The organism is Microseira wollei NIES-4236 (genome assembly GCF_020521235.1).
Lineage (GTDB): Bacteria > Cyanobacteriota > Cyanobacteriia > Cyanobacteriales > Aerosakkonemataceae > Microseira > Microseira wollei.
On record NZ_BLAY01000050.1, the window covers coordinates 42869 to 56548 of the forward strand.

A 13680-nucleotide genomic window follows, 5' to 3' on the forward strand; every position below is an offset into this window, starting at 1 on the left:
CAAAAAATATCGCCGGAGTCACCAGGGTCAGCTGACTCCAGCATTGCTTTTAAGTTATTACGGTTGTGCCGCGTTCGAGCCGTTGTAAAATGCGATCGATTTGCTCGGCTTGGTCGCTTTTACCTTGAGCTTTGAATAAATCTCTAGCTTTTTTTAATATCTCTACAGCTTCCCGTCGTTGACCTTGTCTAGTCAAAGTAACGCCTAAATTAGCATAAGCTTCGGCAAACTCGGGATTAACGCGAATTGCTTCGCGCCACTGCGCCATTGCTTGTTGTCGCTCGCCAAGTCTAGCCAGGACGTTGCCCAAATTATAGTGAGCTTTAGCGTAATTGGGATTAATCCGAATTGCTTGAGTATATTCTTGCGTCGCTTCTGTGAGTTTGCCTTGTTGAGCAAAAGCATTGCCCAAGTTATGATGAGCTTCTGCCAAATTAGGATTAGCGCGAATCGCTTCGCGATAGGCAGCGATCGCTTCTGGTTGCTTGCCAATTGCCGCCAAAGCTGCTCCCATATTCAGGTATGCTTCTGCCATATTGGGATTGAGACGAATCGCTTCTTGATATTGAGCGATCGCAGCTTCCAACTGTCCTTGCTGCTGAAACGTCACCCCTTGGCGATAATAACCCAAAGCTTGCTGACGGTTTTCTGGGCGCGAGCCATTGCTGGGAACAGGCGCTTGATTTTTTTGAATATTTTCCAAGCTTGGCAATGCCAGTGCTTGAGGCGACGTTGTCAAACTCAGACTGCTGACAGCGACAGCGAGTATATTAATCCACAAACAAGTTTTTTTACCCATCGGCTTTAGTAGCAGATTTTCATATTGCTCATCTTGCCATATTACACCAGTTTTTTTGGCTAGGATCAAGTCGGTAATCTGGCATCTAGCTTAGGGCATAGAGACTAGGGGAGAGAAATTATTACCTGTAACCTAAAAAACGATTGGGCTTCCCTAATTTTGCATAAATTTTACCAGAGAGCCTGAGAAACATATAGAGGCTTCCCCTACAGAAGCTGCGTTAGCAGCAGAAAATCAACTGCGGGAACTTTTAACAATGGTGAGCGATCCCATCCGACCCAAAACCCATCCTAGTTTACACAAGGAAAGCATAATTTTTCTGAGATTACCTGAGAACTAAATATAAGAGCAACTGGTAATCGGTCATCAGTCAGCGGTCATGACCAACGACCCATGACCAGAAAAGTTCTTATGGCGGTGTAATAACTCGATTGGTTCGATTGTCAGGAATCAATACTATGGCTGGCGAAATTTCTGGTATTAAATGGAACGACCTCAATAATAACGGCGTAAAAGACTCCACCGAATCTGTTTTAGCAGGTTGGACAATCTACCTGGATCAAAACAAAAACGGTCAGTTGGATGCCGGAGAAAAATCTACGACAACCGATGCCAACGGGAACTATAAATTCACCAAACTGACAGCAGGCGCTTATACAGTAGCGGAAGTGCAAAAGCCCGGTTGGACGCAGACATTCCCAACGGCAGGACAGAGTACGCTGATTCCAATTAAAGACCGACGCGACTTAATTTTCGACCCTTCGCGGAAGTTGCTTTATATGACAACTAGCGATGGAGATGTGGAACGTTTTGATATTAATTCCAAGTCTCTATTAACTTTCTTTGATGTCGGCAACTCGTTAAACGGTGGTGATATTACATCCGATGGCAGTGCTTTGTACGTTGCGGAAAATCAACGAGGTGCTACACAAGGCTTTGTTCGCCAGGTCAACCTGAATAATGGTAGCGTCACCAATATCACCTACAATCTCGAATCTTGGGATGATAAACCCTGGGATATTAGCATTAGCTCGAATGGTAAAGGATTGCTGATCCTAACGGGACAGTGGACACCTTTATACGATATAAACCTCAGTAACGATACGCTAACCAAACGCAACGCTCTGAATTTCGCGTTTTATTATGCTGGGGCAAACATCAATCGCAGTCAAGACCGCAATTTATTATTTTTGACCGATGGCGGCATCTCCAGCGGCCCGATTTTTACCTACGATCCGGGGACTGATGCATTTCCTCGTCAGGTTAAAACGGACGCCTTTCTTAGCAATAGTTTATCGGCAGTAAATCGCAACGGTTCGCTAATTGCAATGGAGGTCGGTACTGGCATCTCAATTATGGATGCAAACCTGAACTCGTTGGAAAATCTTTCTAATGTTGATGGCGGGATGGCGTTCGATCCGTTAAAAGATGTTCTCTACGCTGCTGACTCGGCAAAAGATCAGATCGTTGCTTTTGATACGAATACCTGGAAAGAACTGTATCGCCTCAACATTGGAGAAGATAGTGAACTACCTACACTAAGTCGAAGCGACTATAGTGTAGGCTTCTAACATCGCGGGGGAATGCCTCAGAACGGACTTGCGTCCCAACCTTGGTCTGACTTCCCCTCCGTTAGCAGAGACGGCTGTTCCATCCGTCTGTAGCATCCTGATACCCTCTGCTCTAATATTCGTTGCTGCATTGCCATCGCGATCGTGACGAGTGCCACAGTGAGGACAAGTCCACTCTCTAACGTCAAGTGGTAACTGATCAATCTGGTAATAGCAATTAGAGCAGAGCTTGGAGCTGGGAAACCATCGGTCAATCTCTACCAGTTTTCCACCTTTTTTCTCTAGCTTGTAAGCCAAGAAATTAGTAAAGGTTCCCCATCCAGCATCAGATATTGCTTTAGCTAAATTGTGGTTGCGTACCATGCCTTTGACATGAATATTTTCTACTACGACAACTTGGTTTTCGTTGACGAGTTTTCTGGATAACTTATGTAGAAAATCCTGACGGGATTTAGTTACACGTTCGTACACTTTAGCTACAGTCTTTTTGGCCTTGTTTCTTGAATTGCTTCCTTTTTGTTTTTTAGCTAGCTTTTGTTGCTTACGCTTAAGATTTTTTTCATGCTTGGCTAAGTGTTTGGGATGATTGTACTTAGATACTTTATTGCCATCACTGGTAATAGCAAAATGTGTCAATCCTAAATCGATACCGATTACCCTGCCTTCTGTTGAAACCGTTGGATTTTCCCCTTCAGTCTCAGTCAGTATTGATGCAAAATATTTCCCTGATGGGTCTAAACTAATTGTTACAGTTTTGATTGTTCCTTCTATCTTCCTGTGCAACTTAGCTTTAACTTTGCCAACTTTGCCAGGAAACTGGACAAAACTCTCAAGTACCTTGACATTTTGAGGATACTGAATTGACTGCTTACCATGTTTTGATTTGTAACGAGGGAATCTAGCGCGACCTGCAAAAAAGTTTTTGTAGGCTGTGGTTAGATTGAGCGTTGTTGCCTGCAAAACTTGGCTGTAGCATTCAGATAACCATACGGTTTCTGAAGCTTTTTTGAGTTTTGGCAAGAATGCATTAAGTGCTGACTGACCAAGGCTTTTACCAGTCTCTTTGTAAGTCTCAACTGACTTATTTAGAGCGTAGTTCCACCACCATCTAGCACAACCAAAGTGCTGAGACAGTAATACTTGTTGCTCTACTGTTGGATAAAGCCTAACCTTGACCGCTTTGTGCAGCATCTTAATACCTCCTTATTGCATTATATACAAGGTAGTAAAGACATCAGGAAGATTTGGAAAACTACGTCCCTCCGTTTTCCCCGACTTTCATCCCACCACCAAGCTGGGTACAGCTATGGTGGGGGACTTCCCGTCGGCTTAGTTAAAAATGATTGGGACAATTCCTCCAAACCTTTGGGCAACGGGGTGATGACAGTCAGCGATGACGGGCAATATTTGTTTATGTCTACCCCTAATGGGGTGCGGATGTTGAATTTAAACGCATCTGGATCTGGTGGCACCCATACGGTTAACGTTAGCGAGGGTCAGGCGGTTACGGGTATCAATTTTGGTAACAAGCAGGTCACACCGGAAACGGCAACTATCAGCGGTATCAAGTGGAACGACACCGACAGCGACGGCGTGCGAGATGTTGGCGAGGCAGGTTTATCTGGTTGGACAATTTATCTGGATCAAAACCAAAACGGTAAGTTGGATACCGATGAGAAATCTACCACAACCGATGGGAATGGCAACTACAGCTTTACTGGACTCGTACCCGGTAGCTATACAATTGCAGAAGTCCAAAAGACTGGATGGCAGCAGACTTTCCCTGGTACGGGGACTGGGGTGCAAAGCGTTCTGATTCCGATCAAAGACCGTCGCGACCTTGTTTTTGACCCCACGCGCAACCTACTTTACATTACAACCAGCGATGGCGATGTAGAGCGATATAACGTCGCTACACAAGCATTGCTGACCCCCTATGATGTTGGCAATTCCCTCAACGGCGGAGATATTACGCCAGATGGCAGTACTTTGTACGTCGCGGAAGGTCAACGGGGTGCAACGCAAGGCTTTATTCGCAAAGTCAACCTTGGCACTGGTAGCGTCACGAATATTACCTACAATCTCGACTCCGGTGAAGGGGGTGCGTGGGATATTAATATTGCCTCGAATGGTAAAGGGTTTCTTAGCACGAAATTTGAAGGTTCGGGTTGGACGCCATTCCGCGAACTTAACTTGAGCAATGATACTCTATCAATCCGCCAAGATGCGGGAGGTTCGGGATTTGGTGGCGAAGTCAGGCAAAACACAAGCATCTTTCGAGGTAGCGATCGCAATTTGTTCTTCATGACCGAAAGCAATATCTCCAGCGGTCCAATTTTTACCTATAACGCACTCACCAATACCTTCCCCAAAAAGGCCGAAACAGACACCTTTCTCGGCAGCGTTCTAGCTGCAATTAACCGCGACAGTTCTCTGATTGCAACGGAAGTCGGCACTGGTATCTCTATCATGGATGCCAACTTCACCGCGATTGAGAATCTGACCGATGTCGATGGCGGTATGGCATTCGATCCACTCCAGGATGTTCTCTACGCTGCTAATACCAAGAGCGATCAGATAATTGCTTTTGATACCAACACCTGGAAAGAACTCTATCGCTTCAACATTGGCGAAGATATTGGTAACAATTGGTTCAGGTTAATAGTAAAATGCCGCTGGCGCCAGATGGCATTAACAATTAGCAATTAGCAATTAGCCATTAGCAATTACCAATTACCACCCCCAGATCAATGGCAATCGATGAACATCTAAGACAACTCATTGCAGAGGTTTGCAAATACCCCCCTCAGAGTTTGGAAAGAAAGAAAGCTCTGAATCGGCTGCTCATTCAAATCCAATCTCTTCCCGGATTATACAAATCCAAGCACCCAGATTATTTACACGCCTTGAATCGAACCTGGGAGTGGGTGAGCAAAAACATTCAAAACTTCAAACCCCGCCCACCCTCAATTCAAGTCAGCCTGGTAAAGTGGATTAACGGTTACCTATACTGGCGAATTAAAGATTTGTACGCACCCGATGACAAACCATCCCGCAGTTTTGACGAACCCCTTTGGGATGATGAAGACGGTGCAACTTATTTAGATAGATTGTCAGAAAGTGGATTTTGCACTTTCTCACTCAGCGGAATTGATTCCTACATAGAAGAGCTTCAAAACCAAGAAACGCAGCGCATAGGTTTAGAACTAGAACGGTACATTGAATCAGACCCAGATGGTAAACTCAAAACTTGTCATCTCAAAGCCAAACCCGAATGCAACTGCATGTTACTCATCCAAAGGCTACGTTTTAAAAACCCTCCAGATAAATTGGCAGATATTGCCAGAGAGTGGAATGTTAACTACCAAACCCTCGTCGCCCACTGGAAAAGAAATTGCTTACCGATGTTGCAAGAAATTGCACTAAATTTAGGATATGAACCCGACATCGAGCCATGAAAAACACACAAGCGCATCTGTTAAGAGTCCCCCTGGGTGGCGACGCCCATCGCCTCGCCCAGCAATTTGCCGCCCAACAAGCCACCCGCCAAAAAGGGAAGCAAGTTTACCTCAATACCCTAGCTGTATATGCCGTCCACAGTTATTTAAAATGGCTGCAAATTGAAACAAGTTTACATCAAAGTGATAGTTGGCATCCTGGAAAACGAGCGATATTTGATGTCGCCGATTTGGTTTTACCAGGAATTGGTCAATTAGAGTGTCGCCCTGTTTTACCAAAAGAGACGGCTTTGGATTTACCCCCGGAAGTGACAGAAAATCCCATTGGTTATGTGGGCGTGCAGTTGGATGAAAATCTATCAGAAGTAGAGCTTTTAGGATTTGCACCTGCTGTCGATTATAACAATCCACCAGAGCAACTGCAAGTTTCAGAATTTCAACCGCTGGATGTCCTGTTAGACCATATTTATCACCTCAAAAACGTCGCATTTCCAGCGCAGAAGGCAGATTCGACCGCAGAAAAAAGAGCGAACTTGCGTCAATGGTTTGATAATATCTTTGACGCAGGTTGGCAAGCTGTAGAAACAATTTTAGGTAATTCGCAAACCGAACTGGCTTTTAGATTTAGGAATCCGGAAGCTAGCGTCAGGCGATGCAAGTTAATCGAATTAGGAATGACCGATCAATCAGTCGGTTTAATTGTGGCGCTGACCCCAGAATCCGAGGCAGAAATGGATATTATGGTGGAGGTGCATCCCGTCAAAGGTCAAACCTATTTACCTGCCAATCTCCAGTTGATGTTGCTAGATGAAGTGGGGGAAATGGTAATGGATATCCAAGCCAGAAGCGAAAATAAGAATATTCAATTGGAGTTTACTGGCGAATCGGGAGATTGTTTTAGCCTTAAGGTAGGTGTGGGTGATGTTAGCATAATAGAAGAGTTTATTATTTAGGTAATGGCTAATGGCTAATGGCTCATGGCTAATGGCTAATGGCTCATGGCTAATGGCTCATGGCTAATGGCTCATGGCTAATGGCTCATGGCTAATGGCTCATGGCTCATGGCTCATGGCTAATGGCTAATGGCTAATGGCTAATGGCTAATGGGAAAAAACACCGCTTACCCAATTAGCAATTAGCAATTAGCAATTAGCAATTCCCAATTCCCAATTACCAATGGCTAAATTAGCTGTTCTCAAACTCGACGGTGATTTTGAGCAGGGTTTTCGAGTCACCCTGGAAATTGCAACAGAAGGCGATCGCGCGTTTACAGAAATCGGCGGTATGTTACCTCCCGTACCCGAACTGGTGACTCAATATAGCCACTGGCAGTCAGCTTATCGCGGTCTGGGGAAGGCCACAAGGGCTATTAAAGCTAAAAAGGTCAAATTTGATGGTTCGATCAAAACCCAGCGTCAAGAGTGCCAAGACTTAGGACTGAGGTTGAAATCCCATCTCAATTCTTGGCTTAAATCTGAGTCTTTTCTCTCGATTCGCGAGCAATGGTTGGAAAAAATCAGCACGTCGGAAGAAGTGCGAGTGCTAATTCGCACTGAAAACCCCCAATTAAGACAACTTCCCTGGCATTTGTGGGATTTATTGGAACGTTACCCATCCGCTGAAATTGCCCTTGGCGCGATCGCTTACGAAAAACCTAATCTAGTAAAAACAAACACCTATACAAACAAAATCAAAATTCTGGCTATTTTGGGAAATCAAGACGGTATTGATGTCCAAAAAGATCGACAGTTACTAGAAAATTTACCTAAAGCAGAAACAACCTTTCTGGTACAACCGCAACGCCAAGATCTAACCGACCAACTGTGGGAACAATCCTGGGATATTTTATTTTTTGATGGTCACAGTAAAAGTGAAGGAGAAACAGGCAGAATTTATATCAATCAAACAGATAGTTTAACGATTGAAGAAGTAGAGTTGGCGATTAAAAAAGCGGTTGAACGGGGGTTAAAAATTGCAATTTTTAACTCTTGCGATGGGTTGGGATTAGCACGCAAGTTAGAACAGCTAAATATACCGCAAATTATTGTGATGCGGGAACCAGTACCGGATAAAGTAGCACAGGAATTTTTAAAGTATTTTATCAAAAGTTTTGCTTCTGGAACGTCTTTTTATCTGGCGGTGCAGGAAGCGAGGAAAAAATTGGAAGGATTGGAAGGTGATTTTCCTTGTGCTAGTTGGTTACCTGCAATTTGCCAAAATCCGGCGACGGTGCCGCCTACTTGGCAACAATTACGTGGAAGCGATCGCCTTAAATTCCAAACACCATTAATCGCCAGTTTAGTAATAACTATTTTGGTGATGGCGGTGCGACAGTTGGGAATACTTCAGGCGTTAGAATTTCAAGCGTTTGATCTGTTAATGCGCCTGCGTCCAAATCAAGGGATAGATGCGCGCTTGTTAGTAGTTGAAGCAACTGAAGAGGATATTAACCGCTATGGATTTCCCCTACCCGATGGGATTTTAGCTGAAGCGATCGCCAAATTAAATTTATATCAACCGCGCGTTATTGGTTTAGATATTTTTCGCGCTCAATCTGTACAATTTGGTAATGCAGCATTAGTTAGCCAGTTTCAGCACAATAACAAACTAATAGCTATTTGCAGCGCCAGTGAAACCAACAATCCCAACAAACCTGGGATTAAACCTCCGCCTAAACTGCCAGAAAACCGCTTGGGATTTAGCGATGTGTTGGTAGATCCAGATGGCATTCTCCGCCGCCATCTTGTATTTATGACCCCACATCACACCGATCCTTGTGCGACAAACTACTCTTTCAGCGTTAGAGTAGCACTGCATTACCTAGCAGCAGATGGGATATATCCCCAACTGATTGGTAATAATAAAGTAAAGCTGGGTAAGACTGTTTTAAAACCTTTAAAACTTGATACGGGTGGATACCAAAATCTGGACAATCGCGGGTTTCAAATATTACTTAATTATCGAGCATCTGCCGACATTGCTCGAAGAGTCAGAATATCAGAAGTATTATCGGGTAAAATTAAAGCAGATTGGGTAAAAAATCGGGTGGTTCTGATCGGCGTAACTGCTCCTATTTCAAGCGATGATTTTTACACTCCATACAGTGCAATGAAATGGCCTTATGAGAAAATGCCAGGATTAATTGTACAAGCGGAAATGGTGAGTCAAATTATCAGTGCAGTGCTAGATAATCGACCTATTTTGTGGGTTTGGAATCCGTGGGGAGAGGCAATTTGGGTGTGGAGTTGGGCAATTGTTGGGGGTGCGATCGCCTGCTGCTATAAGAGAATCCTATATTGGGGACTGGCTACGGGAGCGACTATCAGCATTTTATCCGGATTGTGCTTTGGTTTTTTAATTCAGGGCGGATGGGTGCCGCTAGTGCCAAGTGCTTTGGCATTGGTAGCGACTGGTGGATGTGCGACTCTGGCGCGTACCTTAGAAATTCGCTTACAATTCTTTGCAAAACTACCTTTAAAATTTCAGTAAAGATCGCAAAAATTGCTGAAGTAGTATGTTGAGGTTACACTCACTACTTCACCTCAAAAGAGGTGTCTTTATGACCTCGAGCAAATTTACACGCGGGGGAATCATTTTTAAAGCGGATTGCAGGCGCATGAGGTACACCTTCGTTTGTATAGGGGCACCGTTAACGGTGCCCCTATACAAACAAAGCCAAAAGGCTGTGCCTCACTCGCTGGCAATTTGCTGTAAATTCGCTCTGATTTTGGCAATGTTTGGCTGGAGCTTTTGTACACCTGCTACATTTGCTAACCCGGCTGCTTCTCAGTTGCTTTTAGCATCAAAATTCGAGCCGCCAAACGATGGCGCACCAGGACGTAGATCCGACTCTGGCAGCCGCCCCGGCTGCCCTCAATCAACAAAACCTTTCACAGCTTTAGTACCTGCTACTAACCTGGGAAAAACCATCTCTGAACGTCCGACTTTTTGGCTTTACATTCCCTATCAATCGGGTGCTGTTGAGTTAGTACTCAAGGACGAAAATACAAAAAATACAGTTTATAAAAATACATTCCAAGTCACTAAAGGGCAGGGAATTGTAAGCTTCCGCCTGCCGCAAACTGCGCCACCGTTAGAGAGTGGCAAAAAGTACCGTTGGCAATTTTATTTCTTTTGCAATCCGGCAAGCGAATCTGACTATCTTGTTGTGGATGGGGTAGTGATGCGGGAGTCAGTGACTGCCACATTGAAGAGTCAGTTAGAGACGGCAACTCCACAACAGCGGGTTGACCTTTATGCTGCTAATGGTTTTTGGTACGATACCCTAACCGAATTAGCTCAACAGAGGCGTGCCAATCCGCAGGATGTTAAATTGGCTGCCCAATGGGCGGATCTGTTGCGGCATCCGTTTGTTCGCTTAGAAAATACGATCGAAGAGCCTCTGGTTCCTTGCTGTGCGTCTGAACAATAGGCATAACTATGCAATTGACAAAAATTTCATTCGTCGCACTTCTCACCTCTTTGGCGACTGTTTACGTGCCTTTGAAACTCAATTTGCCAACGTCATTTGCTGATTTACCTGTGTTGGCTCAAACGCAGTCGGATCGGAAAGCAGAAGCCGATCGAATGTTTCAGCAAGGACTTGAGCAAGCTGGAAATAATCAATTTCCAGCTGCTGTACAGTCTTTTATAGGGGCATTGAAGATTTATAGAGAGATAGGCGATCGCCAGAGTGAAGCCAATACCCTGGGCAGTATGGGTTTAGCTTATTATTCCCTAGAGCAATACCAACAAGCAATTGAGTTCTATCAGCAGGCTTTGGCAATTGCACGATCGATTGGCGATCGCAAAGGCGAAGCTGCTTCTTTGGGGAACCTGGGTAATGCTTACTCAGACTTGGGGCAATATCAGCAGGCACTGACGTTTTATCAGCAGGCTTTGGCAATTGCACGATCGATTGGCGATCGCAAAGGCGAAGCTGCTTCTTTGGGGAACCTGGGTAATGCTTACTCAGACTTGAGGCAATATCAGCAGGCACTGACGTTTTATCAGCAGGCTTTGGCAATTGCACGAGAAATAGGCGATCGCAAAGTCGAAGCTGCTTCTGTAGACAACCTGGGTAATGCTTACTCAGACTTGGGGCAATATCAGCAGGCACTGACGTTTTATCAGCAGGCTTTGGCAATTGCACGAGAAATAGGCTACGCAAGAGTAGAAGCCGCTTCCTTAAACAATCTGGCACAGGCTTACGCTAGGTTGGGACAGTACCGACGGACAGTTGAGTTGTCCGAGCAGTCGCTGTTGATTGTACGCCAGCAGGGCGATCGCACAACGGAAGCCACTCTAATAGGCAATCTGGGTATTGCTTACCACAAGCTGAGACAATACCAAAAGGCAATAGAATTTTCTGAGCAGGCACTGGATCGCGCACGCCAAATTGGCGATCGGATTGGGGAAGCCAATGCTCTAAGTAATTTAGGCAATTCCTACGACGCCCTGGGACAGTACAAGCGGGCAATTGAGTTCCACCAGCAGTGTCTGGCTATTAACCGGGAGCTAGGCGATCGCTCAAGGGAAGCCGGTTCTCTGCTTCATCTGGGCCACGTTCACTATTCTTTAGAGCAATTCCAGCAGGCGATGGCGTTTTATCAACAGTCCCTGGCTATTTCACGGGAAATTCGCGCTCGCACCGGGGAAGCCTATGCTTTAGGTGGTCTAGGTAATGCTTTCGGATCTCTAGGGCAATATGCCAGGGCGATAGAGTTGCATCAACAGTCCCTGGCTATTTCACGGGACATTGGCGATCGCTCAGGTGTTGGTTCTGCCTTGAACAATTTGGGAGAAGATTACAGCAGATTGCAAGCGAGTGAGGTACAGCCAAATGGCTTTGTTTGTGTAGCGGCACCCTTAAGGGTGCCGCTACACAAACGAAGGTGTACCTCATGCGACTGCAATCCGCTATATCGTCACCTGGGGCAATACCAGCAGGCGATCGAGTTGCATCAGCAGGCACTAGCAATTAAGCGGGAAATTGGCGATCGCGATGGAGAATATAAGTCCCTGGGTAATCTAGGTGTGGCTTACTTTTCCGTGGGGCAATACCAGCAGGCGGTAGAGTTTTATCAGCAGTCATTGGCTATTGCACGGGAAATTGGCGATCGCGATGGAGAATCTGATTCCCTGGGTAATCTAGGTCTGGCTTTCTCTTCTGTGGGTCAAAACCAGCAGGCGATCGAGTTTTATCAGCAGGCACTAGCAATTGACCGGGAAATCGGGAAACGCGACGGACAAGCCAGTACCCTGGTAAATTTGGGCAATGCTTACCGCGCTCTGGGTCAAAACGAGCGGGCGATAGAGGTTCAGCAGCAGGCTTTAGCCATTGCACGGGAAATAGGCGATCGCCTTGGGGAATCCCACTCACTCGGCAATCTGGGCATTGTTTACGATATCCAGGGGCAATATGCCAGGGCAATAGAGTTGTATCAGCAGTCGCTGGCTATTGCACGGGAAATTGGCGATCGCGATGGAGAAAGGATTGGTCTGAGCAATATAGGAGCTGCTTTGTTAAAGTCTGGCAATCTCGCAGATGCAACAGAAGCACTCCGTAGCGCAATTGAAATTGCGGAATCTCTCCGCCCTGGATTAAGCGACGCCAATAAAGTGTCAATTTTTGACAAGCAAGCTCGTACCTACGACCTACAGCAAGCAGCCCTCATCGCCCTCAATCAACCCAATGCAGCACTAGAAATTGCCGAACGGGGGCGGGCAAGGGCGTTTGTCGAGTTATTAGCCCAACGGTTCTCTTCTACTTCAACGACTCAATTGCAGCCGCCCAAGTCACTAACGCTCCAGCAAATTCAACAAATCGCTCAAGCACAAAAAGCTACCCTGATTCAATATTCGATTATCTATGAAGATTTCCACATTCAAGGCAGTATTGAAAGCCAAGAATCAAAACTCTATATCTGGGTAATCAAGCCTACAGGTGAAGTTACTTTTCGCCAAGTTGACCTTAAACCTTTGTGGCAGCAACAAAATACATCTTTAGCAAATCTCGTTCCCGATAGCCGTCAATCGATTGGCGTCAGAAGTCGCGGTCAAAACCAACAGCAGCTAGCTTTTCTCCCCGGCGATTTGGTCAAACTCAACACCGACGCCCCTGATTCGGAGCCTTGGGAGGTGGTAGCAGTTGATACTACTGCCAGAATGCTCACAATTAGACAATCTTCCTTTCCCCCAGATGTGACTCTAAAACGCCCAATCGCTGATGTAGCAGCTAAAGTAGAGTCTCGCCGCAGCAATAACCCCCGCTTGCAGAAACTCTATCAGTTGCTGATTCAACCAATTTCTGACCTATTACCAAGTGACCCCAACGCCCGCGTTATCTTTATTCCCCAATCGCAATTATTTCTAGTTCCTTTTACCGCTCTTCAAGATGCTCAAGGGAAATATTTAATCGAGAAACACACTATCCTCACCGCCCCAGCAATTCAAGTTCTGGAATTAACCCATCGGCGACGGCAACAAGTGCCAGGAAATGCTAAAAATATCCTCATAATTGGCAATCCTACAATGCCCAAAATCTCCCTCATGCCAGGAGAAGCACCACAGCAGTTAGCAGCTTTGCCGAATGCGGAAAGGGAAGCTGTTGCGATCGCCTCTATTTTCAATACCCAACCCCTAATCGGCAACCAAGCTGTAAAATCTGCTGTAGTGGCAAAATTGCCCACAGCTAGAATTATTCATCTAGCCACCCACGGGTTGGTGAACTACCCACCGTCAAGCGGAGTACCGCTATGACGGGGGCTTCCAACTTCAACCGGAACAGCATCCAGCAAAACCGAAGTTTTACCAGGTTGACTTACATTCCGTCCATTGGCAGACGCGCTAG

At 45.6% G+C, this 13680-nt stretch carries 9 protein-coding genes; 7 read left to right on the forward strand and 2 right to left on the reverse strand.

Features of this window, described 5'->3' with window-relative positions:
- Nucleotides 1-49: 49 nt before the first annotated feature.
- Nucleotides 50-868 carry a tetratricopeptide repeat protein gene (locus MiSe_RS17855; protein ID WP_226582850.1) on the reverse strand — a complete coding sequence of 273 codons (819 nt, stop codon included), beginning with the start codon at nt 866-868 and terminating at the stop codon, nt 50-52.
- 389 nt (nt 869-1257) lie between these two features.
- On the opposite strand from MiSe_RS17855, the gene MiSe_RS17860 reads away from it, so the two are divergent.
- Nucleotides 1258-2370, forward strand: coding sequence for an SdrD B-like domain-containing protein (locus MiSe_RS17860; protein ID WP_226582853.1), 1113 nt, complete (start codon nt 1258-1260; stop codon nt 2368-2370).
- Here the strand turns inward: MiSe_RS17860 and MiSe_RS17865 are convergent.
- Nucleotides 2338-3561 (reverse strand): RNA-guided endonuclease InsQ/TnpB family protein, encoded by a 1224-nt coding sequence (locus tag MiSe_RS17865; protein WP_226582857.1) that lies wholly within the window; start codon nt 3559-3561, stop codon nt 2338-2340. The two genes, MiSe_RS17860 and MiSe_RS17865, sit on opposite strands and share 33 nt — an antisense overlap.
- A 15-nt stretch (nt 3562-3576) precedes the next feature.
- Between MiSe_RS17865 and MiSe_RS17870 the strand changes: the two genes are divergently transcribed.
- The 6 genes from MiSe_RS17870 (at nt 3577) to MiSe_RS17895 (ending at nt 13589) form a co-directional block, all read left to right on the forward strand.
- Entirely contained in the window at nt 3577-5079 is a 1503-nt protein-coding gene (locus tag MiSe_RS17870; RefSeq protein ID WP_226582860.1) for an SdrD B-like domain-containing protein, read from the forward strand.
- 197 nt (nt 5080-5276) lie between these two features.
- Entirely contained in the window at nt 5277-5828 is a 552-nt protein-coding gene (locus MiSe_RS17875) for a hypothetical protein (protein WP_226582863.1), read from the forward strand.
- Complete coding sequence (locus MiSe_RS17880; protein ID WP_226582866.1) at nt 5825-6781, forward strand: DUF1822 family protein; 957 nt, start codon at nt 5825-5827, stop codon at nt 6779-6781. The genes MiSe_RS17875 and MiSe_RS17880 overlap by 4 nt, the downstream gene beginning before the upstream one ends.
- 223 nt (nt 6782-7004) lie before the next feature.
- Nucleotides 7005-9317 carry a CHASE2 domain-containing protein gene (locus MiSe_RS17885; protein WP_226582869.1) on the forward strand — a complete coding sequence of 771 codons (2313 nt, stop codon included), beginning with the start codon at nt 7005-7007 and terminating at the stop codon, nt 9315-9317.
- 166 nt (nt 9318-9483) lie between these two features.
- The gene (locus tag MiSe_RS17890; protein WP_226582876.1) at nt 9484-10260 is read left to right on the forward strand and encodes a DUF928 domain-containing protein; all 777 of its coding nucleotides are present in this window, start codon (nt 9484-9486) and stop codon (nt 10258-10260) included.
- Between the two features lie 8 nt (nt 10261-10268).
- Nucleotides 10269-13589, forward strand: coding sequence for a CHAT domain-containing protein (locus MiSe_RS17895; RefSeq protein ID WP_226582878.1), 3321 nt, complete (start codon nt 10269-10271; stop codon nt 13587-13589).
- Nucleotides 13590-13680 lie beyond the last annotated feature (91 nt).

What these genes read in the sequence shown, in the direction of transcription:
- MiSe_RS17860 (WP_226582853.1), top strand. Translation starts at nt 1,258, where the DNA reads ATGGCTGGCGAAATTTCTGGTATTAAATGGAACGACCTCAATAATAAC.
- MiSe_RS17885 (WP_226582869.1), top strand. Translation starts at nt 7,005, where the DNA reads ATGGCTAAATTAGCTGTTCTCAAACTCGACGGTGATTTTGAGCAGGGT.
- MiSe_RS17865 (WP_226582857.1), bottom strand. Translation starts at nt 3,561, where the DNA reads ATGCTGCACAAAGCGGTCAAGGTTAGGCTTTATCCAACAGTAGAGCAA.
- MiSe_RS17895 (WP_226582878.1), top strand. Translation starts at nt 10,269, where the DNA reads ATGCAATTGACAAAAATTTCATTCGTCGCACTTCTCACCTCTTTGGCG.
- MiSe_RS17880 (WP_226582866.1), top strand. Translation starts at nt 5,825, where the DNA reads ATGAAAAACACACAAGCGCATCTGTTAAGAGTCCCCCTGGGTGGCGAC.